Here is a 26295-nt window from a genome sequence, read left to right as displayed (position 1 = left end):
GTAGGGGTGGCGCGTTGGAGATCGTCGAACAGGACCACCTCGTTGTCGCTTCGGTCGACCTCGAAGAAGCCGAGGAACGGGCTTGGGAGAGGGCGGGCGCGGCCGTCGACGTGGTCCGGCTGCTGGACTCCGAGGGCGTGCCGGACGGCGTCATCGCCCGACTGGGCTTCATCGCACGCCCGCGGTGGCTGAACTGGTGCGCCCCGGTCCTCGGCTCCGAGGAGGAGTTCGCCGACGGGCTCTCCGGCACCGAACGCCGGAACATCCGCCTCGGCCGCCGCTTCGTCCAGGAGTACGGACTACGGCTGACAGTTCGGCCCGGCCTCACGGCGGACTACATGGACGACTTCCTGGCCGTCTACGACCAGCAGATCGCGGACATGCCCCGAGGGAAGAACTTCGCCCGCCGCCACCGGGACCGCCTGCTCGCGGCGGCCGACGAGCACGTGAACGTGAGCCTGTGGGAGGGCACCACCCTGCTCGCCGGCTCGATCTGGTGGAAGCGGCCCGGGCTCTCGGTCCTGCAGATGCGCTTCTCGGCCGCATCGCCCGGAGCGCGGTCCGGCCGCGCGCTGCGCGCGCTCTACGCGGAGGCCATGGCGTACGCCCGCGGGCAGGGACTGACCTACGTCTCCCTCGGCAACGACCCTGCGCTCTTCGGGCACGTCGTGCAGCCGGGACTGTTCACCTTCAAGAGCCGCATGGGCTTCACGCCCGTGCCCTCCGAACTCCTCGACCCGTCCCTCGCGGGCGAGTTCGCCGACCGCATCCTCACCCTGCGGTCACTGCCCGACCCGTCCCTCCTGGTCACCTGGGGAGGCCACCGCGGACACCCGCCGGCCTGGCCCGATGCGGTGCGGGGCGGCATCCACGACCTCCTCGTCCTCACGGACTTCCCGCACGACGAACTCCTCGCCCGGTTCCACGGGTCCGGATTCCGCCGGTCGCGGACGCTCGCCCCGAACGCCTCCACTCCCTGACCCACGCCGCCGCCCTCAACGCCTTCGACATCGCCTTCGACGGACGCCTGTCAGCCGGACGGGCGTAGGCCACCCGGCCCACGCCCGCCAGGAAGATCAACACCTAGCCCAACCGGGTGCCGTACACCTAGATCGTGATAGTCCCCCGGCGGGCGGGGGTGGGTCAGGCGAGGGTGGTGACGGCGGTCTTGACCTGGCTGCTGATGGTGCCGGGGAGGGGGACGTAGCCCTTGTCGCCGATGGCCTTCTGGGCGTCGTCGCTGATGGTGTAGGTGAAGAAGGACTTCAGGGTGTCGAGGCTGTCGGGCTTGTTGCCCTTGTCGCAGACGACCTCGTAGGTGACCAGGACGATCGGGTAGGCGTTGTCGGCCTTGGTGCCGTAGTCGAGGGAGAGCGCGAGGTCGCCTTCGGTGCCCACGACGGTGGAGGTGGCGAAGGTGTTGGCGGCGTTGGCGGCGGTGGCCTCGACGGGCTGGGCGGCGCCGGTGGAGATCTTCGCGGACTTGAGGTTGTTGATCTGGGCGTAGGACAGCTCGACGTAGCCGATGGAGTTGTCGACCTGCTTGATCTGGGCGGAGACGCCGGCGCTGCCGTTGGCGGACTGGCCGCCCGTGCCCTTCCAGGCCTTGTCCGGGGCCGCGGGCCAGGCGCCGCCGGAGGTCTTGGCGAAGTACGAGGTCAGGTTGTACGTGGTGCCGGAGTCGTCGGAGCGGTGGAAGGACTGGATCTCGGCGTCCGGCAGCTTGGTGCCCGGGTTGAGGGCGGCGATGGCCGGGTCGTTCCACTTGGTGATCTGCGAGTTGAAGATCTTGGCGGCGGTCGGGCCGTCCAGGACGAGGTTGTCGACGCCGTTGATGTTGTAGACGAGGGAGACGAGGCCGCCGACCATCGGCAGGCCGATCGCCTTGCCGCCGGTGCAGACCGCCTTGGAGGCTTCGACGTCGGCGGGCTTGAGCACGTAGTCGCTGCCGGCGAACTGGACCTTGCCCTGGGTGAACTGCTGGATGCCCGCGCCGGAGCCGCCGCCGCTGTAGTTGATGGTGGTGCCGGGGCAGGCGGCCGAGTACGTGGTCTTCCACAGGTCCATCGCGTTGGCCTGCGCCGTGGAGCCGGCGCCGAGGAGCGTGCCGCCCTTGCCGCAGGTCACCGAGGGGGTGCCGCCGGTGGCCGCGGAACCGTTCGCGGTGGTGGTCCCCGTCTTGTTGTCGTCGCTGGCGCACGCGGTGAGCGACAGGGCGCCGGCCAGCGCGACCGCGCTCAGGCCGAGGGTGGTGGCGGACCGGCGGTTGCGCTGGAGCATCGGTGGTTCCCTCTCGTTGACACAGCATCGTCGACGGGGTCCCGTCGACGGGGTCGACGGCCGTGAGCGGAAGGAACGTCGACAACCGAGGTGAACGCAGCTTCCGTCCGCACGTGAATCCTCGGTGTCGGGAAGGCGGACGGAGGGCAAAGCCGCGGCGTGTCGGGCTTATGACAACAGCATTGACGTGTTTCGGCGTCACCGGTTTCATGACTCGCACCTTCCGCACACGCCTTCCCGGCGCGTGCGTCCCCCTCACACGTGCTTCCCCCACACGTGCACCCCCACGACCTAGGCGGTGATCCGTTGGCATCGACGGTGAAGGACACGGGCAGCGGCCCGAGAGCGAGCGCGAGCAGTTCCCACGTCGCGATGCGACAGTCCCTCGGCCTGCTGGACGGCGCGGTGATCGCCGCGTCCAGTACGGCCGCCACCAGCAGCATCGGGATCGGCCTGGGCCTGATGGCCGGCGTGGTCGGCCTGCACCTGCCGGCGATCATGCTGCTGGCCTTCCTGCCCGTGCTCGCCATCGCGGGCGGGTACGGGCGGCTGAACGCGGTGGAGCCGGACGCCGGCTCCAGCTACCGCTGGGTCGGCCGCACCCTCAGCCCCTGGCTGGGGTTCCTCACCGGATGGGTGAACACGGTCGGCACGGTGGTGTTCATGGCGTACACCACCACCGTCACCGGCTCGTCGGTCATCCAGCTGCTCGGCGAGGCGCACCTGCGCAGCGTCGCCGGCCTGCGGCTGGACGCGGACTCCACCGTCCAGTGCACCCTGCTCGGCCTGGTCATCCTGATCGGCGCCGCGCTGGTCGCCGTGCGCGGGCTCGACATGGCCGCCCGGCTCCAGAAGGCACTGCTGGTGTTCGAGTACGCCGTGCTGCTCGGCTTCTGCGGGTACGGGCTGTTCGCGGGTGACCAGCCCTTCTCGCCGCAGTGGTTCAACCCCTTCGACATCCCGTCCTTCGACGCCGTCGCGCAGGGCATGGTGCTGGCGGTGTTCTGCTACTGGGGCTTCGAGTCGGTGTTCAGCGTGGGCGAGGAGGTGCGCGACCCGCGCGACGCCTCCCGGGCCGGCACGCTCGCCCTGGTGGTGATGCTGGCGTTGTTCCTGCTGGCCGGCACGGCCTTCCAGCGGGTGCTGCCACTCGGCGAGCTGGCGGACAATGGCGCGCACGGGCTGACCTACTTCGGCACCAAGCTCGCCCACCAGCCGCTCGCCGCACTGCCCTTGATCGCACTGATGTTCTCCGCGGTGGCGTCCCTGCAGTCCTCGGTCATCCCGACCGCCCGCGGCCTGTACGCGATGGGCCGCGACCGGGTGCTCGGACCGGTCTGGACCCGGCTGCACCCCCGGCACGCCACACCCGCCGTCGGCACCCTGCTGATCACCGGCGTCGCCGTCGCCCTGGCCCTGGCCTCGATCGCCATCCCTACCGTCAACGACCTCATCTCCGCCGCCGTCAACGCGATCGGCGTCATCGTCGCGCTCTACTACGCGCTGACCGCCGTCGCCGCCGCCGTCCGGTTCCGCGGACTGCTGCGTACCGACCCGGTGCAGGGACTGCGCGCGGTGGTCGGCCCGCTGCTGGGCGCGGGCGCGCTGCTCGCCGTCGGCGGCTACCTCGCCTGGACCTTCTACGACTCCACCGACCACTTCGAACTGGCTGCCGACAACGGGTGGTTCGAGCTGACCGTGGTGACGCTGATGATCGTCACCGGGCTGCCGGCGGCGGCCTGGGCCCGCTGGCGGCGGCGTTCGCCGTACTTCCCGCAGAACGAGCCGACGGCGTGCGACGCGCCGGCCGCGCAGGAGGCCTAGCGTGGGCGAAGGCGAAGGCGAAGGCGAAGGCGAAGGCGAAGGCGAGCGCGAGGACGAGGACGAGGACGAGGGCGGAAGGCGAAGGAGCCGGAGCCGGAAAGCCCGCAACGACGAACCGTGCGACACGAGAACGGAGCACCACCCATGACCGAGGCCGATCTGGTCTTCACCCGCGGACCCGTCCACACCGGTGACGCCGCCCGGACGAGGGCGACCGGCCTGGCGGTGGTCGGCGAGCGGATCGCCGCCGTCGGGCACGACGAGGTCCGGGAACTGATCGGGCCCAGGACCGAGGTCGTGGACCTCACCGGCAAGCTGCTGCTGCCCGGCTTCCAGGACGCGCACATCCACGCGGTCTTCGGCGGAACGGAGTTGGCCACCTGCGACCTCACCGGGACGGTCGGCGTCGCCGACTACCTGGAGCGGATCCGGGCGTACGCGGAGGCGAACCCCGGGCAGGAGTGGATCACCGGCAGCGGGTGGTCGATGGAGAGCTTCGACGGCGGACTGCCGACCCGGCACCTGCTCGACTCCGTCGTCCCCGACCGCCCGGTGTACCTCACCAACCGGGACCACCACGGCGCCTGGGCCAACACCCGGGCACTGGAGCTCGCCGGCCTCACCCGCGACACCCCTGACCCGGCCGACGGGCGGATCGAACGCGAGGCCGACGGCACCCCGGGCGGAACGCTCCAGGAGGGCGCCACCGCGCTGGTCGCCCGGCTGATCCCGCCCTCCACCGCCGCCGACCGGCTGGACGGGCTCCTGCGCGCCCAGCAGCTGCTGCACTCGCTCGGCATCACCGGCTGGCAGGACGCACTGCTCGGCGAGTTCAACGGCCAGCCGGACCCGTCCGACGCCTACCTCGCCGCGGCGCGCTCCGGCGCCCTGACCGCCCGGGTGACCGGCGCGCTCTGGTGGCGACGCGACCGCGGCGCCGAGCAGATCCCCGAACTCGTACGGCGGCGCGAGGAGTTGAGTCACGGACGGTTCCGGGCCGGATCGGTGAAGATCATGCAGGACGGCATCGCGGAGAACTTCACCGCCGCGATGACCGCCCCCTACCTGGACGGCTGCGGCTGCGCCACCGCCAACTCCGGCCTCAGCTTCGTCGATCCGGTCGCGCTGCGCGGGTACGTCACCGAACTGGACGCGCTCGACTTCCAGGTGCACTTCCACGCGCTCGGCGACCGGGCCGTCCGCGAGGCGCTGGACGCTGTCGAGGCCGCCCGCGCCGCCAACGGGCGGCGCGGCGCCCGGCACCACCTCGCCCACCTCCAGGTGGTGCACCCGGACGACCTCGCCCGCTTCGCGCAGCTGGGCGCGATCGCCAACATCCAGCCGCTGTGGGCCGCCCACGAGCCGCAGATGGACGAGCTGACCATCCCCTTCCTCGGCCCGGAACGCGCCGCCTGGCAGTACCCGTTCGGCGCCCTGCAGCGCGCGGGCGCCACCCTGGCGGCGGGCAGCGACTGGCCGGTGAGCAGCCCGGACCCGCTGGCCGGCCTGCACGTGGCGGTCAACCGGATGGAGCCGGACGCCACCGACGGACGGGTCTTCCTGCCCGAACAGCGGCTCGACCCGGGCTCCGCGATCGCCGCGTACACGGCCGGGTCCGCCCACGTGAACGGGCACGACGACGCGGGCGTGCTGGCGGCCGGGTGGCTCGCGGACCTGGTCGTGCTGGACCGGGACATCCTCACCGGGCCGACCGAGGAGATCGCGCACGCCCGGGTGCTGCGGACGTACGTGGGCGGGGAGTTGGTGCACGCGGCGGACTGAGCCGGGTGACGGCCGCCGGTGGTGGGCGCACGGCGCCCGCCACCGGCGGAGCCGTGCCCGCCGAACGCTGTGGGCCGGTGCCGGTCGTCAGCCCGTAGTCCTCAGCCGTCAGCCGTCAGCCGTCAGCCGTCAGCCGTCCTGGCCGGGCTCCGCCTGGCCGGGCTCCGCCGTCCGCAGGCGGGCCTCGGCGGCGTCGAGGAGGAGGTCCAGCGCGTACGGGTAGCCGCTGCGGCGCATGTCGCGGGTGAGCAGGCCGGCGGTGGCGGCGATGTGGGGGTGGGTGGTGGCGTCGAGGCGGGCGTAGGACGCCTGCCAGACCCCGAGGTCCGCGGCCGCCGCGGGGGCCGGGAGGGCGAGGGCAGCCGCGTCCAGGGCGGCGAAGCCGAGGCTCTGGTCGACGAAGGCGTGGTAGATCCGGACGGCTTCCGGGTCGGGGAAGCCGGCGGTGCGCAGGATGCCGAGGATGGTCTCGACGGCGGCGGTCTCGTGGGCGCGCCCGGTGGTGCGGTGGGCGGCGAGCAGGGCGGCCTGCGGATGGGCCTGGTACGCGGAGTGGATGCGCAGGCCGATGGCGCGCAGGTCGGCCCGCCAGTCGCCGGTGGACTGCCAGCCGTGCTGGGCACGGCCGATGAGCTCGTCGGCGATGGCGATCAGCAGGTCGTCGGTGCTGTGGAAGTAGCGGTAGACCGCGCTCGGGTCGGCGCCGAGCGCGGCCCCGAGCCGTCGTACGGTGAGCGCGTCGGCGCCGTGCTGTCCGATCAGGCGCAGCGCGGTGTCGACGATCAGCTCGGCGGAGAGGACGACGCCCTGCTTGGTGGGGCGCCGACGCCTCCGCTGCGGTTCGGGGACCACGCGATCGGTCATGCCCGCAGGTTATGCCAACCGCGTTGACGTAGAGAAGGGGGCGGGCGCGGCGGGCCGCCGGCCGGTCAGAGCACCCGCCGCAGCCAGCCGTGCCGGTCCTCGGCCCGCCCGTACTGGATGTCCAGCACGTGCGCGCGGATGTCGAGGGTGTGCTTGCCGGGCGCGCCGCCGCCGACGGTGAACTCGTAGCCCTCGCCCTTGAACGCGACGATCGGGGTGATCACCGCCGCGGTGCCGGCCGCGAACACCTCGGTGACGGTGCCGTCGGCGGCGCCGGCGCGCAGCTCCGCGAAACCGACCGTGCGCTCGACCGGGGTCAGGCCGAACTCGGCGGCGAGGGTCAGGATCGAGTCCCGGGTGACGCCGTCGAGGATGGTGCCGAGCTCGGGGGTGACGAGCTCCCCGGCCGAGGTGACCAGGCACAGGTTCATCGTGCCGGACTCCTCCAGGCCGCCCTCGCCGCCGGTGTCGTCCAGGAACAGCACCTGATCGCAGCCGTGCTGCTTCGCCTCGATCTGCGCGGCCAGGCTGGAGGCGTAGTTGCCACCGCACTTGGCCGCGCCCGTGCCGCCCCGCCCGGCGCGGGTGTACCGGGTGCTGACCCAGAGCGTGATGCCGGTGACCCCGCCGGCGAAGTACGGCCCGGCCGGGCTCGCGATGACCGAGTAGGTGACCTCCTCGGCGGGCCGGACGCCGAGGAAGGCCTCCGAGGCGAACATGTACGGCCGCAGGTAGAGGCTCGCCTCGCCGTCGGGGGCCGGCACCCACGCCTCGTCCGCGCGGACCAGCTCCTCGACGCTCGCGAGGAAGTCCTCCTCCGGCAGCACGGGCAGCGCGAGCCGCTCGGCGGACCGGGCGAAGCGGCGCGCGTTGAACTCGGGCCGGAACAGCCAGACGCTGCCGTCGGCGTGACGGTAGGCCTTCAGCCCCTCGAAGATCTCCTGCGCGTAGTGCAGCACGGACGCGCTCGGGTGCAGCGAGAACGGCGCCAGCGGGCCGACCCGGCGCTCGTGCCAGCCCTCGCCCGGCGTCCAGGTGGCGGTGGCCATGTGGTCGGTGAAGTGCTTGCCGAAGCCCGGAGCGGCGAGGACGGCGCGTCGTTCCGCCTCCGGAACGGGGGCGGTCGTCCGAACCAGAGGGAATGCGCGACCCATCGTCAACTCCTCAGCTCCGTGGCGGAATCCGCCCACCGGACACCGACTTCCGGCGCCTCACCCGTCATGCTAACGGCCGTCAGTCGGACGGTATACGTCGCACGGGGACGTCGCCCGAGGCCGCCGGACCGCCGCCGCCGCGGGCCTGTTCGAGTGAGTGGGGCGTGGCGTCGCGGGGGCAGCCGGGGCGGCGGCGGTTACGAAGAGAGGCAGTCCCCCCTCGCGGGCCCGGCTCAGGCCGCCCGCCCGCCCTCATCGAACGGAGCGCCCACCGTGGCCGTACCCACCACCTTCGACCACAGCGCGGCCGGCTACAGCCTGCCGCACGCCTACTGCCTGGCCAAGGCGGCCGAACTCGCCTACCAGGACGACACCGTCGTCGACGAGCAGGCCCGCGCCTGGGGCTTCGACGACGTGCGGCACCACCGGACCGCGTTCACCCCGCCGTTCCCGCTGCAGGACACCCAGGCGTACACCATGAGCAGCGACCGGATGATCGTCGTCGCGTTCCGCGGCACCGAACCGCGCGAACTGCGCGACTGGCTCACCGACTCCACCACCCCGCCCTGGCCCGGCCCCGCGCGAACCGGCTACGTCCACCACGGCTTCGCCGAAGCCCTCGAATCGGTCTTCCCCGACGTCGCCAAGAGCATCGGGGAACTCCGCACGCACGGGCAGAACCTCTGGTTCACCGGGCACAGCCTCGGCGGCGCGCTCGCGATGCTGGTCGCGGCCCGCCTCTACCTGGAGGAGCCTCGGCTGCGCGCGGACGGCGTGGTCACCTTCGGGCAGCCGCGCACCTGCGACCGGGCCCTGGCGGACGCCTACGACAAGGGCCTCCGGGGCCGGACCCACCGGTTCGTCAACAACAACGACATCGTCCCCCAGCTGCCGCCAGAGCCCGCGTTCACCCACGTCCCGGAGCTGCGCCGGTTCGACGCGGCGGGCCGCATCCAGGAGGACACCGGACTGGTCGCCGCACTCGCGGGGAGGGCCAAGGGGCTGGGCGAGGCGGCCTTCGCGCCGACCGGGGAGGGCATCCGTGACCACATGATGCGCAACTACCTCGCCGCGTTGGAGAAGAACCTCGACTGACCTGGCCGTCTGATTCGGCCCTCGGCCTTCGGCTGACCGGGGCCCCGCCGACCGGGCCCCGCGACCGGCCCCGCCGAGGCGCTCAGTCCTCGGCGGGGCTCGGTGCCCAGGCGGTGCCGTTGTGGAAGTAGCTCGGCGCGCCGTGGAGGCCCGCGGTGCGGAACGGGCGTCCGTTGTCGTTCACGGTGAGGGTGCCCTGGCGGTCCCCGCTGCTCCACACCAGGTCCAGGTACCACGAGACGTCCTGGGAACGGGTGGTGGCGTCCACGTCGATCACCTGCGGGTCGGTGTCCGAGACCCGGTAGGGGAAGTCCGTGACGGGGAGCTTCTTCGCGCCCTCCGAGCCGGGGGCGGGGACCGCGTGCGGTGCGGCCGAGTCGAGGTCCACCGCGAACGACGCCGGGGTGAGACCCCCGCCGCAGCCGGCACCGGGGGTGTAGGCGTTCCACTTCGGGGCGGGCTGGGTGCTGACGATGTGCACGTACACGGCGTGCAGGACCACCGGCGTGGCGCTCGTGCCCTGGGCGGTCAGCTGCAGCCGCAGGTGCCCGGCCGGGACGGCGTGCTGCGCGGCCGCCCAGCTGCCGGTGCGCGCGGCGGTGTCCGGCGGGCGGGTCACCTGGCCGGGCGTGCGCGGGGAGAGGAACCACTGGCCGCAGGGACTGCCCCAGTTGTCGGTGAGGACGTTGACGTGGAAGGGGGCCTGGACGTCCTCGGGGGTGCCCGTGGGAGTGGGGGCGTCCGTGGAGGAGTCCGTCGGGGAGGGCGCGCCGGTGGGGGTGCCCGCGGGGGACGTGGGTGCGGCGGCCGCCACGGGGGCCGCGGTGTCGGCGGACGAGGCGGCCGGCGCGGCCGTGGCGGCGGTGGCGGTCGTCGTCGGGGAGCCCGCCGCGTCCGGCGTGCCTCCGGGGCCGCGCAGGACGAAGGTGGAGACCACCACGGCCACGGCGGCGACGGCCGCCGCGCTCAGCAGCACGCGGGTGCGGGTTCGGCGGCGGGGTTCGGCGGCGGGGGTCACGGGGTGTACGGGCTCCACCTCCCCGCCCGGCGCGGGAGCCGCAGCGGGGACCGGTGCGGGCTCCGGTACGGGGACTGGTGCGGGCTCCCGTGCGGCCTTCGGCGCCGAGGCCGACTCCGGTCCGCGCAGCGGTTCCGTCCCGACGCCTTCCGTCTTCGCGCCTTCCGCCTTCGCGCCTTCCGCCTTCGCCTCGTCCGCCTTCGCGCCTTCGGTCCTCGCGCCGTCCGGCTTCGGGCCCACCTCCCGGCGGCGGGCCGCGTCGGCCAGGATCCAGCGGCGGTGCAGCTCGACGAGCTCCTCGTCGCCCGCCCCGCACACCCGGGCGAGGCGCTCCACCGGTGCGTACTCGGCCGGAACGGCGGCACCGTTGCAGTAGCGGTGCAGCGTGGAGGTGCTGACGTGCAGCCGGGTCGCCAGCACGCCGTAGCTGCGGCCGGAGCGCTCCTTCAGCTCCCGAAGCATCGCCGCGAACTCGTCGGTCTCCACGCTCATGCGCTGCGTACCCCTCACCCCGAACCGGCTGCGGATCCCGTCGAATCCGCAGCTCACGGTACCGGTTCGGCGGGCGAGTGCCCGGAGGAGGGGGAGCACAACGGCCCTGGTCAGGACTGCCGGTCCGCGCCGGCCGCCGACGCGGCGGCCTCCGCGACGCTGCCCCGGTACAGGCCCAGCTTCGGCTTGCCCACCTTGGCGCCGCTCCCGAGCGGGAAGTTGTGGGTGTCGGAGTTGGCCATGTGGTCGCCGTCGGCCAGCACGTTCAGCTCGTCGATGCCGGAAGCCGCGCCGCCCGCCGCACCGCCGGGGTTGAGGTCGAGCACCGCGTACGCCGTCTGACCGGCCGCCACCGGGTACGCCGGCGCACCGCCCAGCCCGCCGGGCACCAGCGGCCTGACGTCCTGGCCGTGGTCGGCGGCGTGCGAGTCCCCGAGGCTCAGTTGCGGGTAGTAGCTCAGGCCGCAGGCCGTCGTGCCCTGGTTGTGCACCTCGATCACCCGCTGGCCGGGCGCCTCGGCCCGGGTGGTCACGCGGACCGACAGCTTGGCGGCGTCGCAGGGGTGCGAGTACGCGTACGCCTCACCGCCGGCCGCCTCCCCGCCGCCACCGCGGGAGGAACTGGCGGCGGGGATCGTAGGGCGGGCCTTGGTGCCGTTCGCGGCGGGCGCGCCGGGCGCGGCGGTGGGGTTGGCGGCCGGGGCGGCGGGAGCACCGGTGGTGCCGCCTGCTGCGCCGGCTGCACCGGCTGCACCGGCCGTGGCGGCCTGGGTGGGCTTGGCACCCTGCTGCGCATCGCCCGTGCCACCGCCGGACTGGCAGGCGGTCAGGGTGAGCGCGGCGCCCAGGGCGAGGGCTGCCGGAACGAACAGGGCACGGCGAACGGGCATGGAGGTTCCCCCGTAACAGTGGTGGGTGAAGGAAAGGAGCGGACCGGGCGGCGGGGCCATCGCCTCCGGCCGCCGACCACCACCCTGGTCCGCCGTCCGTCCCACCCGCCAGCCCTCCCCGTGAACCCGGGACGCTGGAACGGTTCCACCCCATCTGACCTGCGCATCGACACCAGCCTGGAACGCCCGCGCGGAACGCCGGCCGGGCCGCCCGACGGGACGACCGGGCCGGCCCGGAGACCCGGAGACCAGGTGACCCGGCGGTCTGACGGCGTGGCAGCCCGACCGAAGGACCGTGTGGCCGGGCGAACCGGTCGGTGCATCAAGGGATCCTCTTGATCGTGTGACCGTTCCGGGGAGATCGGGCGGGTTGTGCGACTGCCCGTGGAAGCCGGTGCTCGGGGGAGGGAGGGCGGCGGAACTGCCGGTATGCTGTCCGGCGATCTTCGGACTGTATGACGGGGTATCGGGGGAGATGTCATGGGCAGCGACGGTGCCGGGGCGGGGTTCAGTGCCCACCCGGACAAGCTCGGGGACGCGGGCGACCAGCTGATAACGGCGAGCACGGACGTCGGCTCGGTGAAGGACGCGCTGGGCAGGCTGGGCATGTCCGGCGAGGGGACCTTCGGGGAGTACGGCGCGGGCGACGCGGCCAAGGCGTTCTGGCAGGCCTGGCAGGACGAGCTGGGCGTGAACGTGGATGCGCTGAAGGACCTCGGCGGCAAGGTGCACACCACCGCGGCGAACTACACCAACACCGATCACGGTGTCGAGCAGCAGTACCAGCAGCAGGGGGGCTGACCGGTGCCCGATCACAGCGTCGACCCGCTCAACCCGTTCGCCGACCTGGGCAGTCAGCGCCAGCAGGCCGAGCGGTTGAAGAAGACCATCGACGAGTCCCACGGCATGTGGGGCGCCGGTGACCTCAAGTACGCCGTCCACGACGCCCTGCAACTGGCCGCGCCCAAGGGCGATCCGGGCAAGCTCGGCGAGTTCGCCACCGCGTACAACACGGCGAACAGCCAGTTGGACGTCATCCAGATGAAGGTGGCGAGGGTCAGCGCCGAGCACCTGCCGGACGCCTGGACCGGGCAGGTCGGCGAGAAGGCGGCCGAGGTGGTCAAGGCCTCCGCCGACGACCTGACGCGCTGCCGCGACATGCTGGGCAAGGGCCGGGACCAGCTCAACGCGCTGGCCTCCGCGCTCAGCGAGGCGCAGACCCTGCACGGGCAGGGCCACGCGCCGCTGAGCGAGGCGCTGAGCCTGCTGCACGACATCACCGTCTCGGGCGCGCCGGACCCGTTCAACTGGGACGACGACAAGATGCACACCGCGCACGGCAAGGCGAAGGACGGCATCAAGTCGATCTTCGACGCGGCGGTGAAGGCCGAGGACGCCGGCCGCGCGGCCGCCCGCGAGCTGAACGCGCTCGCGGGCAAGGCGCTGGCGGGCAAGTTCAAGAACAAGGGGCTCGGCGCCGCCGACAAGCTGGTCATCGCGGACGCGTCCGTCGCCGGCAGCGACCAGTTCGGCAACATCCTCACGGCGAACGACGTGAACCGGGCCGGCCAGTTCATGGACAAGATGAGCGACGCCGATCGGGCCCGCTTCGACCAGCTGCTGGCCGGCAGCAAGTCGCCCGAGGAGCGCGCCTACCTGATGAAGGCGCTGGCCGCCGGGCACAGCTACGACGAGATCAAGGCGTTCGACGACCAGATCCACGAGCACGGCGGCGACCCCTCCTGGCTGGCCCAGCGCCTGTCCCCGGTGCAGATCGACTCCTCCTCCACGAACCAGCGGGACACCTCCTACATGGGCGTGGCGTGGAACCAGGGCGACAAGCCGACCTGCGTGGCCGGTTCGACCGTCACCGCCCGGGCGATGGTCGACCCGCTCTTCTCCCTCCAGCTCACCACCGGCGGGCACCCGGGCGATCCGCAGTACGACAACGGCAAGGCCGCGTACGACCGCTGGCTCAAGGAGACCGACCGCGTCTACGACACCAAGAACTGGTGGGACGAGTGGCAGGACGGGATGAGCGACGGGGAGTCCAAGGACGCTGCCAACGACGAGATCGGCAAGCACACCGGCGCGGGCTACCACACCGTCGACCTGGAGGGCCCGGAGCAGCGCAAGGACGTGCTGGCCCAGGTCGAGTCGGCGGTGGACCAGGGCAAGCCGGTGCCGATCGGGGTCAAGGAGGACACCTGGTTCCGGCCGGACGGCCACCAGATGATGATCATCGGGCACCGCGGTGACCAGCTGGAGATCTACAACCCCTGGGGCTACACCGTCTGGGTGAGCGAGAGCGACTTCATCAACAACCACATGGAGGGTGCGGCGCAGGGCGGGAACATGCCGATCGCCGACCACGTCCAGATGCCCAAGTGAGGCCGTAGGTGAGTACCACCCCTCCCCCCATGAGCGACGCTCATCTCGCCGAGCTGGACGTCGAGGTGCTGCTGCGCTTCGGCTTGCCTGCCGCCGGCCCGCACCGCGCCACGCTGTTCGGGGACGGTGCGGTGGCCGCCGCGATCACCGTCGACCGGCTCGGCGTCCTGCCGCGCGCCCTGGTCTTCCTCGGCGAGGTGGTCCGCTCCGGCGGCACCCGCTACGCCGCCGCGCTGCCCGAGCCGCTGCCCGGCCCCGCGGCGGCGGTGGCCCGCGGCTGGCTGGAGGCCGCCTCGATGGTCGTCGGCGATCCGACCGGGGACCTGCTGGTCGCCCGCTGGCTGGACGCCGTGGCCACCGTCCTGGCCCTGCGGGTCACCCACCGGGAGGCGACCTCGTGACCTGGCGTCGGATCCTGATCGCGGCGGTCGCCCTGTTGGCCGTCGCGGGCGTGGCGGGCGCGGTGGTGGTCCACCGGATGAGCGCCGGCAAGCTCGACCACGGCACGGTGTTCACCGTGGCCTCCGGTGAACTGGCGGTCAAGCCGGGCGAGTTGTTCTCCGTCGAGGTCAGCGCCCACCGGGTGACCGGCCAGGTCTGGACCGTCGCCGACCCGGCGCCCGACCCCGCCGCCGTGCAGACCGTGGGCGACGAGTACGTCAAGAACGTCGGCCTTCGGGACCTCGTCGGCGCCACCGGCTCGGCGGGCTCCGGCGGCCGCTACTACTTCGTCTTCCGCGCCGGCCCCAACCCGGGCCACGCCACCATCACCCTGCACGATCCCCATCACGCGGGCCGTCCGGGCGAGTCCGACCAGGGTGAGCGGCACTTCACCGTCGACGTGCGCTGAGCCGGCCCCGCCGTCGGGCCGGGGTGGCCCGCGCCGGGCCGGGGCGGGACGGAGGTCGGCCGTGGGTGGGGCGGGACGGCGTCGGTACGATCGGTGTATGGGTGGTGCGGAACAGGAGGCCTGGGACGCCGAGGCGGCGGAGCGGGCCGTCGCGGTGTTGAAGGCGGTGGCGGATCCGTCGCGGTACCGGTTGCTGTGGGCGTTGAGCCGGCGGGAACTGCCGGTGAGCGAGTTGGCCGAGCTGCTGGGGGCGCACGTGGCGGCGACCTCCCAGCACCTGGCGAAGCTGCGGGCGGCGGGGCTGGTGGTGGCACGACGGGAGGGGACGCGGATCTTCTACCGGGCCACCGAGGTGCGCGGCCTGCTCACCGAGGCCGCACTGATCGCCCACGAGCTGCCCTCCCGCCGCGACGGCGGCGACGGTGGCGACGACGGCGCGGCCCCGGCCGGGGCGACCGCGCCGCAGCCCTTCGCCCGCGCCGTACGGGCGGTGCGCCGGCGCCCGGCTGCCGGCCAGGCCGGCTGACCGATTCCTCAGCGGGCCGTAGCGGGCGGTTCCAGCCGGTACTCCTGCCGCCCGGCGTCGTAGGCGAAGAGGCCGGCGTAGCGCCCCCAGTCGGTGGCGGTCTCCAGTTGCCGGTCGGTCTGCTCGCGGGTGTGGTGGCGGGCGAGCAGGTCGCGGAGGAAGCCGGTGCGGACGGTGGCCCCCGGCCGGTCGCCGAGGCTGTTGACGATCAGCTTGATCAGCGGGACGTCGAGGGCTGCGGCGGCGAAGACGGCGCGGGCGTCCCGGGGGTCGGCGTCGGCGAACGCGGCGCCGTCCGGGGTGAGCACCAGGTCGTCGCCGTGGATCGCGGCCAGCCCGAGCAGGTCGAGGGCGTCCACCTGGGGGAGCAGGTCGTCGATGTCGAGGCCGAGTTCGTCGGCGAGGTCGACGAGGTCGCAGCGCCCGCCGCGGTGGGCGATCATCGCGGCGAGGCCGGAGAGCCCGTCGACGCCGCTGGCGGGCAGTGGGGTGTTGGCGACCGTACGGCGTTCCGTCTCGTCGTCCGTCGTGCGGTGGTCCGTCCCGTCGTGCGCCGTGCGGCGGTCGGTGCCGTGGTCCGCCGTACGGCTGCCCGTCCCGTGGTCGTCGGAACGGCCGCCGTGGCGGGGGTCCTTGGGGCGGCCCGTCATGATCCGGTAGACCCGGTCGACCAGTTCGGCGAAGGCGGCGGAGTCGCGGTCGCGCGGCCGTTCCGGGCCGACCTCGACGGTCTCCCGGATGGTGCCGTACGGGCGGGAGCCGAGGACGACGATGCGGTCGGCCATCAGCACCGCCTCCTCGATGTTGTGGGTGACCAGCACGACGGCCCGGGTGGGGAACTGGCCGGAGTCCCACAGTTCCAGCAGCTCGCCGCGCAGGTGCTCGGCGGTGAGCACGTCGAGTGCGGAGAACGGCTCGTCCATCAGCAGCACGTCGGGCTCGACGACCAGGGCCCGGGCGAAGCCCACCCGTTGGCGCATGCCGCCGGACAGCTCCCGGGGGTGCGCGGACTCGAAGCCGGTCAGGCCGATCAGGTCGATGGCCTGGGCGGCGGCCCGGGCGCGCTCGCGGGGCGCCACCCCGCGGGCCTCCAGGCCGAGCTCGACGTTCTGCCGGACGGTCAGCCAGGGCAGGAGGGCGAAGGTCTGGAAGACCAGCGCGGTGCCGGGGTTGGCGCCGGTGAGCGGGGTGCCGCGGTAGCGCACGGTGCCGGAGCCGGGCGGCAGGAGGCCGGCCAGGCAGCGCAGCAGGGTGGACTTGCCGGAGCCGGAGCGGCCGAGCAGCGCGACGATCTCGCCCGCCCGGACGGTGAGGTCGATGCCGGAGAGCACCGGCAGTTCGCCGTCGGCCCCGGCGTAGGACTTGGTCAGGCCGATGGTCTCCAGCAGGACCTCGTCCTCCTCGGCGGCCGCGGCGGGAAGGGGCGCGGCCGGAAGGGACGAGGCGGGAACGGCCGGGGGAGCCGTGGGCGCGGCGGCACGGGAGAAGGGGAAGCGCATCGGCGGGGACTCCGGACTAGAGCGAGTAGCGGCGTTCGGCCAGCCGGTACAGCCGGCGCCAGAACAGGCGGTTGAGGGCGACGACGTACAGGCTCATCACGGCCACGCCGGCGAGCAGGTGCGGGTGGTCGCCGCGCTCGGTGGCCCGGGCGATGTACGCGCCGAGACCGGTGGCGGTGAGCGTGGTGCCGCCGAAGGTGACCACCTCGGAGACGATGGAGGCGTTCCAGGCGCCGCCGGAGGCGGTGATGCCGCCGGTGACGTACGCCGGGAAGACGCCGGGGATGATCAGCCGCCGCCAGCGCTGCCAACCGCGCACGCCGAGGTCGTCCATGGCCTCGCGCAGGTCGGTGGGGATGGCCATGGCTCCGGCGATGGCGTTGAAGAGGACGTACCACTGGGCGCCGAGGGCCATCAGCAGGATGCCGCCGAGGTCGATCGACACCCCGGTGCGCAGCAGCAGCCACACCGCCAGCGGGAAGAGGAAGTTGGCGGGGAAGCTCGCCAGCACCTGGACCAAGGGCTGGGCGATCCTGGTCAGCCGGGGCGAGAAGCCGATCTTCACGCCGATCGGCACCCAGACGACGGTGGCCACCGCGACCAGGACGACGACCCGGGCGAGGGTGGCCAGTCCGAGCAGCAGCGGTTCGCCGAACACGCCGAGGCCGGTGCGGTCGGCGAGGTAGCGGCCGAGGTCGACCAGGCCCCAGAGCACGATGCCACCCGCGACGAGGGCGAAGACCATGTCCCCGGTCCGTTGTCGGCGGGCGTGGTGGCCGGGGTGGGCGGGATTGCCGGGGTATGCGGAGTGTGTGGCGTGGCCGGGGTGTGTGGGGTGGCCGGCCGACGGGTGGCCGTCGGTGCCGAACAGCCGCCCGGCCCGGTTCAGCGCCCGTCCGACGGGCCGCAGCGCCCGGCCGAGCAGTGCGGGCAGGTGCGAGCGGCGCAGCAGGTCGAGGACCACGGAGCGCTGGGCCTCGGTGGCCTCGGACTGCTCGTTGCGGAAACGTTCGGCCCAGGCGGTGAGCGGCCGCCAGAAGAGGAAGTTCACGCCGACCACCAGGACGACCATGGTGGCGATCGCCCAGCCGACCCGGCCGAGGTCCCCTGCGGCGACGGCCGCGCCCGCGTACGAGCCGACCCCGGGCAGCGCGTACCGCTGGTTGTCGACGCTGATCGCCTCGGCGGCGACCAGGAAGAACCAGCCGCCGCCGAAGCTCAGCATGCCGTTCCAGACCAGGCCGATCATGCCGGAGGGCAGCTCGACCTTCCAGAACCGCATCCACCGGCTGAACCCGAACGAGCGTGACAGCTCGTCGAGTTCACGGGGCAGGGAGACGAGGGAGTGGTAGAAGGCGAAGGTCATGTTCCACGCCTGCGACGTGAAGATGGCGAACACGGCCGCGCATTCGAGGCCCAGCATCGAGCCGGGGAAGAGGGCGAGGAAGCCGGTCACCGCGACGGTCAGGAAGGCGAGCACCGGGACCGACTGGAGGATGTCCAGCGCCGGGATCAGCACGCGTTCCAGACGTCGGCTGCGGGCGGCGGCGTAGGCGTAGCCGAAGGTGAAGACGATCGAGACGGCGAGCGCGGCGAACATCCGCAGCAGGGTGCGGGCCGCGTCGTACGGCAGCCGGGCGGGGTCGGTGTCGACGACGGCGTCCCGGGCGGTGGCGAACCGGACGGTGGTGTCCCGGCCGAGCCTCAGCCCGAGGTAGAGCAGGACCAGGACGGCAGCCGCGACCACCACGTCCACCCACAGCCCCCGGCCGGGGCGGCGGGCCGCGCGGGAGGAGGACCGCGGACGGCGGGGCAGGATCCGGGACCGGGCGGGGGGCGCGGGTGTGGGCTGAGGCGTGGGCGGGGCCGTGGGCGTGTCCGGGAACGGGCCCGGTCCCGGGGGCGTGCCCGGGGCGGGCTTCGACAAGGGCATGGCGGTACCTCCGGCGCAAACCCCGGCAGTCTGCTCCGTTCGGACGTCCGTGTGCAAATGGACCCCTACGTCCGGGGTGAGGGCCGGTCCCGGGCCGCGCTGACCAGCAGCCTGGCGGTCCGGGCCGGCAGGTCCAGGTGGTGGGCGATCCACTGCGGGTCGTGGCCGTGGGTGGCGAACATCCAGGCGGTGTAGAGCCGGTTCAGGCCCGGGGCACCGGGGGCGAGCAGGAGCGGGCGGACCTGCTCCATCGGGAAGCCCTCCAGGGAGCGGGCGTTGAACCACTGCGTGTCGTCCTCGCCCGGCGGGCGCCTCGTGGCCCGTGCGGGCCACGCGCCCCGCCGGTGCCTCGGGTCGGTCGGGGCGGTCGGGTCGGTCGCCGTTCGGGTCGCGCCCGCCCGCTGCCGGCTGGTGGCCAGCAGCAGGGCGAGCAGCAGCCCGGCGACCGAGGAGCCGATGAGCGCCCCGGACAGGAACAGCCGCAGCGGGCCGGGCGCGAGGCCGACGGCGAGGCCGTGGAGGGAGAGCAGGAGGAGGACCCCGCCCAGCGCGGTCGCCCGGCCGGACCGGGAGGAGTGGGCGCTCCGGGGGAGCGGGACGATCCGGGCGAGCTGAACGGTTCGGGCCATGGCGGGGTCCTCCTTCGGTGGTGCCGGGAGCGGGCGGGCCGGCGGGCAGGCTGGCCGGCGGGCGAGCCGGCCGTTTCAGCCGACGTGGGCCCGCCGGGGGTCGTACGTGTAGCCGATCTCGCGGACGGTGGCGATCGCCTGCCGGTGCCCGGGGCCGAGCTTGCGGCGGATCCGGGCGATGTGGGTGGCGACGGTCCGGCTGGTGCCGGTGTCCGGGCGGCCCCAGACCGTCTCCATCAGCTGGCTGCGGGAGTGCACCCGCCGGGGATTGCCGACCAGGTGGGCGAGCAGTTCGAACTCCAGGTGGGGCAGCGTGAGCCGGTTGCCGTCGACGGTGACGGTCCGCTGCTCGGTGTCCACCACCAGGCCGGTGGCGGTGGGGGCGATGGGGGCGGCGGCGGGGGCCGCGACGGGGGCGGGGACGAGGGTGGTGACGGGGGTGGGAACGGGGGCGGGGTGATCGGAGAAGACAGCGTCGAGCCTGGGGTGGCGCACGGCCATGGTGAATGCTCCCTCGGTGGGTTGGGGTCGGGGTGGGGCCGGGGCGGGGTGGCGTGGGCGGTCAGCGGGCGGGGTGCCAGGTGGCTTCCAGCCGCGTGGTTCCGTCCGGGGCGGTGGTGGTCCGCCAGCGGGCCTGCAGCCCGCCCGTGCGGCCGCGCGTCGGGGCGGCGGACGGCGCCCCGACGGCGTGCAGGACGGTGCTGTCCAGCGGACTCGCCGCCAGCCGTCGGCGGACGGCGGTGAGAGCGGCGAGGGCTCCGAGGGCGGTGAGCCCGGCGCGTCGGCGGCCCCGGTCGGTGGACGGCCGGGTGGGCCGGGTGGGCCGGAGAACGGCGACGATGGTCATGGCAGGTCACCTCCGTGACGGGGCAGGGGGCAGTGGGCAGAGGACAAGGGGACACGCGGACACGGGCAAGTGGGTACGGGCGGGGCGGGGCAGGGGGCGCGCGTGTGCGTGGGCGCGCCCCGCGGGCCCGGAGCGGCGGGTCAGTGGCTGAGCGCGGTCTGGATGATCTTGACGATGACCATCGCCATCGCCACCAGCAGGTAGGTGCGCAGGGCGCCCATGCCGACCTTGCGGGCGGTGGACATGACCGGCTTGTCGAGGGTCTCCAGCGGGGGCATCCGCCAGTTCTCCCGGTCGGTGCGGTCGACGGGGTCCTCCTTGGTGGCGGTGCGACCGGCGGTGAAGGAGTACCCGGCGACCAGGACGCCCGCGACGCCGCAGCCCGTCATGATCCACAGGATCGCCCCGGAGCTGATGCCGGGCCAGACGACGGCCGCGGTGAGGATCATCGAGAGCGTCACCAGGACGCCGACCACGGCCGAGGTGAAGGCGTTGGTCCTGGGCCCGTTGACCCACGGCCCGAGCACCGCGCGGTCGTTGCAGAGCAGGAGCAGGAAGACGGTCGCGGAGGGCAGCAGCACCCCGGCCAGCACCTGCACGAACTGCGTCATCAGGCCCTGGGTGTGGTCGGTGGACAGCAGGGTGATCGCGGCCGCCGTGACCACCAGGCCCGCGTAGATCCCGTAGAAGCCCTTGGCTCCCTTCACCCCGCGGTGCAGCGAGTGCTTGATGCCGAACACGTCGCCGATCGCGTACGCGGTGGACAGGGAGACGGCGAACGCGCCGATGACGGAGGCGTCCAGCAGCGCGATCGCGAACAGCACGCCGGCGAGGTGGCCGGCCTTCGCCTCGATGCCCCTGGCGACGGCGGCCGCGTCGGAGAACTGCCCGAAGCCGTCGGTGCCGGCGAAGGCGGCGGCGGTGATGCCCATCATGGCGGCCGCGCCGACGATCACGATCACGATGCCGATCCACAGGTCGGCCTTCTCGTACCTCATGAAGCGCGGGGTGATCCGCTTGTCGATGACGTACGACTGCTGGAAGAACAGCTGCCAGGGGGCGACGGTGGTGCCGACGATCGAGATGATCACCAGCATCACGGCGGCCAACTGCCCCGCGCCGCCGGGCACGGCGGGCGTCACGAAGTCGTGCGCCATCTGCGAGGTCCTCGGGTGGACCAGGAAGTAGATCGGCACCAGCAGCAGCGAGCCCACGCACAGTGTCACCGCGACCCGCTCGAAGCGCCGGAACGACCCGGTGAACGCGGACGCGATGATGACCGCCGCGGCCAGCACCACGGCGGCCGCCTTCGGCAGGCCCAGGTAGCCGGCGGCGAGGGTGACGCCGATGAACTCCGTCACCAGCGTCAGCGCGTTCAGCAGGAACAGGTCGATCACGCTGAACGCGCCCCAGAACCTCCCGAACCGTTCCAGGATCAGCCGGGCGTGCCCGACGCCGGTGACGGCGCCCAGGCGCAGCACCATCTCCTGGTTCACGTACAGCACCGGGACCAGCATCAGCAGCGTCCACAGCAGCTGGGTGCCGTAGTTCTGCCCCGCCTGGCCGTACGTCGAGAACGCGCCGGCGTCGTTGTCGCCGACCATCACGATCAGCCCGGGGCCGACGATCGCGAGCAGGGTCTTCAGCCGGGCGGAGAGCCCCTGGCGGGGGGCGGCGTCATCGAGGCGGATGGTGCCGAACGCGCCCTTGATGTCGCCGACGTGGGCGTCGTCCAGGACGGCCGGACGCGGTGCGGGCACCGGGGTGCCGGAGTCGTGGGTGGCGGGACCGGTCGTGGTGCGGGTGGTCGTGGTCATGAGTTCCTCCTGTGGGCCCCGCGTGGGCGGGGCGGGCCGGAGGCGCGCGGCGGTGATTCCCTGCAGGCGGGCGCGGCGCATCGGCGCGCGGCGGTGCGGGCCCATGAGGAAGCCTCATGGGCAGGCAGGCCCATGAGGGAAGCTCATGAGCGGGCCCGTGAAGCAGTCTCATGAGGCAGGCTCATGAGCTCGCCCATGAGTGCACCTCATGGACGAACCCATGAGCAGGTCTCATGGGCCGCGGCCATGAGCGCGCCTCATGAGCCGGGCCATGAGGAGGTCTCATGAGCCGTCCCATGAGTGCACCTCATGGCGCATCCGGGCATGGCGAAGCCGCGTGCTGAGTCGATGCGTCGCCGGAGCGACGAGCAGGGAAGGTCGTTACCGCGTGCCGGAGGTGAACGAGGGCAAGCGGGGGCAGGGGCAACTGTGGCCCGGACTACTGCATTCCATGTCTCTCGCCTCCTCCCGGCCGGCGCACCCCGTGGTGCGAGTCATCGACGCGGCAAGGAGTTCACCGGTCCGCGCGACGCGACCACCGGTTCACCCCAACTCGTCAGAGCTTAGCCCCGGCGGAGGCCGATACTTGCGTACTTGGTAGAACCTTTACCTTCTGCCTCCGGGTGCGCCCACCCGGGTGGCCCCGGGTTTGGCCGTCCGGTCGCCACGGAACGACTTCCCGCCGTACCGGCAGCGGCACCAGGCCGTGCCCGGAACCGAGGGGTGGCAGGCATGGCGACCGCAGGCTCCGAGGAGGCCCCCCGGCAGGCCCGGGCGCTGGCACTCGCCCGGCACCCGAAGCTGTGGCTCTTCCCCACCGTCCTGTGCGGCCTGCTGGCCGTCGTCCTCTCGCTGCTCTACATGGGCGGCATCGTGAACCCGACCGGGCACCTGCACCGCCTGCCCATCGCCCTGGTGAACGCGGACCGGGGCGCGCCGCCGCCCGGACAGCCGCAGAACCTCGGCACCCGGATGGCCGCGGCGATCGTCGCGGGCACGCCCGACAGCACCGTCGAGTGGCGGCAGGTGGACGAGGCCGCGCTGCGCGAGCAGCTCGCCTCGGGCAAGGTCTACGGCGCGCTGGTCATCCCCGAGGACTTCACCGCCACCGTCACCGCGCTGGTCACCGGCGGCGCCACCCAGCGGCCGACGGTGACCGTGCTGACCAACCCCGGCATGGGCAGCCTCGGCTCCTCGATCGCCGCGCAGATCTCCCAGAACGCCGTCCACCAGGCCTCCCAGGCGGCCGGCCGGGACCTGCTCGCCGCCGTCCCGCCCGCACCCGCCCCGGGCCCGGACACCGGGTCCACCGCACGCCTGCTGCTCGCCGACCCGATCGCCGTCGCCACCCAGGTCGGCCACCCGATCGGCGGCCACAGCGGACTCGGCCTGAGCGCCTTCTACTACACCCTGCTGGCCGTCCTGACCGGGTTCATCGGCGGCAACATCATCCACAGCGGGGTCGACGGCGCGCTCGGCTACAGCGACAGCGAGATCGGCCCCTGGCACACCCGCCGCCCGACCGTCCCGATCGACCGCACCCAGACGCTGCTGCTCAAGATGGTCATGACGGCCGGGATCATGCTGATCACCACGTCGCTGGTGCTGCTCTGCACGGTCGGCATCCTCGGCATGGACGCCCCGCACCAGCCGATGCTCTGGCTCTTCGCCTACTGCGCCAGTCTCGCGGTCGGCCTCGGGGTGCAGGCGATCAACGCCGCGTTCGGCGGGATCGGGCAGCTGGTGTCGATGTTCGTCTTCATCGCGCTGGCCCTGCCCTCCTCCGGCGCGACCGTCCCGCTGCAGGCGGTGCCGGGCTTCTACCGCTTCCTGGGCGTCTTCGAGCCGATGCGCCAGCTGAGCGACGGCATCCGGGCGATCCTGTTCTTCGACGCCCGGGGCGACGCGGGCCTGACCCGCGGCTGGGTCATGATCGCGATCGGCGTGGCCCTGGCCCTGCTGTTCGGCTTCGGGATGACGCGCTACTACGACCGCAAGGGCCTGCACCGCTGGACGCCCCAGCCGACCGACTGAGCGCGCTCAGGACTTCGTGACCGTCACCCTGAGGTGCTTCATGATCGGCTGGTCGCTCTGCGTGCTGTGGTCGCCGAGCGCGCAGAGCACGTTCATCTCCGGCATGTACCCGGCCGCGCAGCCGCGCGGGATGTCGTACGGGACGGCCAGGTAGCCGGTCACCGAACGGGTGCTGCCGTCCCGGGCGGTGCTGGTGACGCCCACCCGGTCGAACTCGGCGATGCCGCGCTCGCGCATGTCGTCCCTGTTGAGGAAGACCAGGGTGCGCAGGTTCCTGACGCCCCGGTAGCGGTCGTCGTCCGAGTAGATGGTGGTGTTCCACTGGTCGTGCGAGCGCATCGTGCCGAGCGCCAGCGTGCCGGGCCCGGGCACGACGTCGGGCAGCGGGGCGGCGGAGAACTCGGCCTTGCCGGACGCGGTCAGGAAGACGAGTTCGCGGGCCGGCTGCTTGATCCGGAAGCCCAGCGGCAGCCGCACCCGGCGGTTGAAGTCCTCGAATCCGTCCAGGACCTGCGCCATGGTGTCACGGATCCGGTCGTAGTCCTCGATGTACCACTCCCACGGGGTGGGGCTGTCCGGCAGGGCGGCGCGGGCCATTCCGGCGATGATCGCGGGCTCGGACAGCAGGTGTGATGAGGCGGGTTTCTTCATGCCCACCGAGAGATGAACCATGCTCATGGAGTCCTCGACCGAGCTGGACTGCACCCCGCCGCGCTGGTGGTCCCTCTCGGTGCGGCCCAGACAGGGCAGGATCAGCGCCGCCCGGCCGTGCACCAGGTGGCTGCGGTTCAGCTTGGTGCTCACCTGGACGGTCAGTTCGCACCTGCCCAGGGCCTCGTGGGTGCAGGGGGTGTCCGGCGCGGCGAGCGCGAAGTTCCCGCCCATGCCGACGAACACCGTGACCGCGCCGCGCCGCATCGCCTCGATGGTGCCGACGGTGTCCAGCCCGTGCGCGCGCGGCGGTTCGATCCCGCACACCTCGGCGAGCCGGTCCAGGAACTCCCCGGCCGGCCGGTGGTCGATGCCGCAGGTGCGGTTGCCCTGGACGTTGCTGTGCCCGCGCACGGGGGAGGGGCCGGCGCCCTCGCGGCCGAGGTTGCCGCGCAGCAGCAGAAGGTTGACGATCTCCCGGACGGTGTCCACGCCGTGCTCGTGCTGGGTGACGCCCAGGCACCAGCTGAAGATCGAGCGGTCGGCGTCGCGGTAGATCCGTGCGGCCTTGAGGATCCCGGCCCGGTCGAGCCCGCTCTGCCGCTCGATCTCCTCCCACGGCGTGGACTCGCAGACCTGCCGGTAGGCCTCGAAGCCGCTGGTGTGGCGGTCGATGAACAGCCGGTCCAGCGCCTTGTCGTCGGTCGCGGACTGCTCCAGGACGGCCTTCGCGATGCCGCGCAGCAGCGCCATGTCGCCGCCGATGCGCGGCTGGAGGTTCAGCGTGCTGGTGCGGGTGGCCTTGTTCAGCGCCATGTCCGTGAAGTCGTGCGGGATGATCGTGCGGGTCGCCGCCGCCTCGACCAGCGGGTTGACGTGCACGATCTGCGCGCCGCGCGCGTACGCCTCGGCCAGCGAGGTGAGCATCCGGGGCGCGTTGGAGGCGGCGTTGACGCCCAGGATGAACAGCGCGTCGGTGACCTCCCAGTCCTTGAGGTCGACCGTGCCCTTCCCGGTGCCGAGCGAGGCCTGCAGGGCCCGTCCGCTGGCCTCGTGGCACATGTTGGAGCAGTCGGGCAGGTTGTTGGTGCCCAGTTCGCGGGCCATCAGCTGGTAGAGGAAGGTCGCCTCGTTGCCGAGCCGGCCGGAGGTGTAGAACGCGGCCCGGTTCGGGTCGTCCAGCCCGCGCAGCGTCCGGCCGACGAGCTCGAAGGCGTCCTTCCAGCCGATCGGCACGTAGTGGTCGGTGGCGGCGTCGTAGACCATCGGCTCGGTGAGCCGGCCCTGGTCCTCCAGCGCGAAGTCGCTCCACCCGGACAGCTCGGTCACCGAGTGGGCGGCGAAGAAGTCGCGGCCGACCCGCTTGCGGGTCATCTCCCAGGTGACGTGCTTGATGCCGTTCTCGCAGATGTCCAGGTGCAGGCCCTTGGTGTCGTCGGGCCAGGCGCAGCCGGGGCAGTCGAAGCCGCCGTCCTCGTGGTTCATCCGCTTGACCGCCCGCGGCCCGTCCAGGTAGGCGCCCTCGCGCGCCAGGAAGCGCGTCACGCTCTTGGCCGCGCCCCAGCCCGCGGCGGGGTGGTGGTACGGCGCGAACGAAGGCGGCCCGGCGGGGGAGGGGCCGACGTCGGGTTCCCGCTCGGGCTCGCCGGTGGACGTCACGGCGTCGTCGGAGGTGGTCACGGCACTGGCCTTCCGTCGCTCGGGTCGGGGCCCGCGGCT

General features: G+C 73.0%; 22 protein-coding genes. 10 read left to right on the top strand and 12 right to left on the bottom strand.

Annotation, left to right across the window (positions count from 1 at the left end):
• Positions 1-14 precede the first annotated feature (14 nt).
• Positions 15-980 carry a GNAT family N-acetyltransferase gene (locus tag ABT048_RS01480; RefSeq protein ID WP_350519229.1) on the top strand — a complete coding sequence of 322 codons (966 nt, stop codon included), beginning with the start codon at positions 15-17 and terminating at the stop codon, positions 978-980.
• A 163-nt stretch (positions 981-1143) separates the two neighbouring features.
• Here the strand turns inward: ABT048_RS01480 and pstS are convergent, their stop codons facing one another.
• Positions 1144-2280, bottom strand: a complete 1137-nt coding sequence (pstS, locus tag ABT048_RS01475; RefSeq protein ID WP_350519228.1) for a phosphate ABC transporter substrate-binding protein PstS — start codon at positions 2278-2280, stop codon at positions 1144-1146.
• A 372-nt stretch (positions 2281-2652) separates the two neighbouring features.
• On the opposite strand from pstS, the gene ABT048_RS01470 reads away from it, so the two are divergent.
• Both ABT048_RS01470 and ABT048_RS01465 read left to right on the top strand, forming a co-directional pair.
• Positions 2653-4104 (top strand): APC family permease, encoded by a 1452-nt coding sequence (locus ABT048_RS01470; protein WP_350519227.1) that lies wholly within the window; start codon positions 2653-2655, stop codon positions 4102-4104.
• 144 nt (positions 4105-4248) lie between these two features.
• The gene (locus ABT048_RS01465; RefSeq protein WP_350519226.1) at positions 4249-5886 is read left to right on the top strand and encodes an amidohydrolase; all 1638 of its coding nucleotides are present in this window, start codon (positions 4249-4251) and stop codon (positions 5884-5886) included.
• A 129-nt stretch (positions 5887-6015) separates the two neighbouring features.
• On the opposite strand, the gene ABT048_RS01460 is transcribed toward ABT048_RS01465, so the two are convergent.
• On the bottom strand, positions 6016-6750 hold the full coding sequence (locus ABT048_RS01460) for a TetR/AcrR family transcriptional regulator (RefSeq protein ID WP_350519225.1): 735 nt from the start codon (positions 6748-6750) through the stop codon (positions 6016-6018).
• 65 nt (positions 6751-6815) lie between these two features.
• Positions 6816-7904: a branched-chain amino acid aminotransferase gene (locus ABT048_RS01455; RefSeq protein ID WP_350519224.1), complete on the bottom strand. Its 1089-nt coding sequence runs from the start codon at positions 7902-7904 to the stop codon at positions 6816-6818.
• Positions 7905-8177: 273 nt separating this feature from the next.
• Between ABT048_RS01455 and ABT048_RS01450 the strand changes: the two genes are divergently transcribed.
• Positions 8178-8999, top strand: coding sequence for a lipase family protein (locus ABT048_RS01450; RefSeq protein WP_350519223.1), 822 nt, complete (start codon positions 8178-8180; stop codon positions 8997-8999).
• An 82-nt stretch (positions 9000-9081) separates the two neighbouring features.
• Here the strand turns inward: ABT048_RS01450 and ABT048_RS01445 are convergent, their stop codons facing one another.
• Together ABT048_RS01445 and ABT048_RS01440 are read right to left on the bottom strand one after the other, a co-directional pair.
• Positions 9082-10509: a helix-turn-helix domain-containing protein gene (locus tag ABT048_RS01445; RefSeq protein ID WP_350519222.1), complete on the bottom strand. Its 1428-nt coding sequence runs from the start codon at positions 10507-10509 to the stop codon at positions 9082-9084.
• A 110-nt stretch (positions 10510-10619) separates the two neighbouring features.
• Positions 10620-11399: a DUF4232 domain-containing protein gene (locus ABT048_RS01440; protein ID WP_350519221.1), complete on the bottom strand. Its 780-nt coding sequence runs from the start codon at positions 11397-11399 to the stop codon at positions 10620-10622.
• Positions 11400-11879: 480 nt separating this feature from the next.
• Between ABT048_RS01440 and ABT048_RS01435 the strand changes: the two genes are divergently transcribed.
• From ABT048_RS01435 to ABT048_RS01415, 5 genes are all read left to right on the top strand, one after another.
• Positions 11880-12200, top strand: coding sequence for a type VII secretion target (locus tag ABT048_RS01435; protein WP_350519220.1), 321 nt, complete (start codon positions 11880-11882; stop codon positions 12198-12200).
• A gap of 3 nt (positions 12201-12203) precedes the next feature.
• Entirely contained in the window at positions 12204-13790 is a 1587-nt protein-coding gene (locus tag ABT048_RS01430) for a cysteine peptidase family C39 domain-containing protein (protein ID WP_350519219.1), read from the top strand.
• A gap of 29 nt (positions 13791-13819) precedes the next feature.
• On the top strand, positions 13820-14191 hold the full coding sequence (locus tag ABT048_RS01425; RefSeq protein ID WP_350519218.1) for a hypothetical protein: 372 nt from the start codon (positions 13820-13822) through the stop codon (positions 14189-14191).
• Positions 14188-14640 (top strand): protease inhibitor I42 family protein, encoded by a 453-nt coding sequence (locus tag ABT048_RS01420; protein WP_350519217.1) that lies wholly within the window; start codon positions 14188-14190, stop codon positions 14638-14640. Before ABT048_RS01425 ends, ABT048_RS01420 begins: the two co-directional genes overlap by 4 nt.
• A 97-nt stretch (positions 14641-14737) precedes the next feature.
• Positions 14738-15166, top strand: a complete 429-nt coding sequence (locus tag ABT048_RS01415) for an ArsR/SmtB family transcription factor (protein ID WP_350519216.1) — start codon at positions 14738-14740, stop codon at positions 15164-15166.
• 8 nt (positions 15167-15174) lie between these two features.
• On the opposite strand, the gene ABT048_RS01410 is transcribed toward ABT048_RS01415, so the two are convergent.
• The 6 genes from ABT048_RS01410 to ABT048_RS01385 form a co-directional block, all read right to left on the bottom strand.
• Positions 15175-16665, bottom strand: coding sequence for an ABC transporter ATP-binding protein (locus ABT048_RS01410; RefSeq protein WP_350519215.1), 1491 nt, complete (start codon positions 16663-16665; stop codon positions 15175-15177).
• Between the two features lie 16 nt (positions 16666-16681).
• Entirely contained in the window at positions 16682-18421 is a 1740-nt protein-coding gene (locus ABT048_RS01405) for an ABC transporter permease (RefSeq protein WP_350519214.1), read from the bottom strand.
• A gap of 242 nt (positions 18422-18663) precedes the next feature.
• Positions 18664-19227, bottom strand: coding sequence for a hypothetical protein (locus tag ABT048_RS01400; protein WP_350519213.1), 564 nt, complete (start codon positions 19225-19227; stop codon positions 18664-18666).
• A gap of 75 nt (positions 19228-19302) precedes the next feature.
• Entirely contained in the window at positions 19303-19728 is a 426-nt protein-coding gene (locus ABT048_RS01395; RefSeq protein WP_350519212.1) for a winged helix-turn-helix domain-containing protein, read from the bottom strand.
• 61 nt (positions 19729-19789) lie between these two features.
• A complete protein-coding gene (locus ABT048_RS01390) occupies positions 19790-20074 on the bottom strand; it encodes a hypothetical protein (protein WP_350519211.1) in 285 nt (94 codons plus the stop codon).
• Positions 20075-20214: 140 nt separating this feature from the next.
• The gene (locus tag ABT048_RS01385; protein WP_350519210.1) at positions 20215-21891 is read right to left on the bottom strand and encodes an NRAMP family divalent metal transporter; all 1677 of its coding nucleotides are present in this window, start codon (positions 21889-21891) and stop codon (positions 20215-20217) included.
• 732 nt (positions 21892-22623) lie between these two features.
• Here ABT048_RS01385 and ABT048_RS01380 point away from each other — a divergent pair.
• Positions 22624-23925 carry a YhgE/Pip domain-containing protein gene (locus ABT048_RS01380; RefSeq protein ID WP_350519209.1) on the top strand — a complete coding sequence of 434 codons (1302 nt, stop codon included), beginning with the start codon at positions 22624-22626 and terminating at the stop codon, positions 23923-23925.
• A 6-nt stretch (positions 23926-23931) separates the two neighbouring features.
• Here the strand turns inward: ABT048_RS01380 and ABT048_RS01375 are convergent, their stop codons facing one another.
• Positions 23932-26256 carry an FdhF/YdeP family oxidoreductase gene (locus ABT048_RS01375; protein ID WP_350519208.1) on the bottom strand — a complete coding sequence of 775 codons (2325 nt, stop codon included), beginning with the start codon at positions 26254-26256 and terminating at the stop codon, positions 23932-23934.
• Positions 26257-26295 lie beyond the last annotated feature (39 nt).

It is taken from the genome of Kitasatospora sp. NPDC096140 (assembly GCF_040303045.1).
GTDB lineage: Bacteria > Actinomycetota > Actinomycetes > Streptomycetales > Streptomycetaceae > Kitasatospora.
The sequence above is the reverse complement of the archived record's forward strand: the minus strand, read 5'-3'. Positions and strand labels throughout refer to the sequence as shown.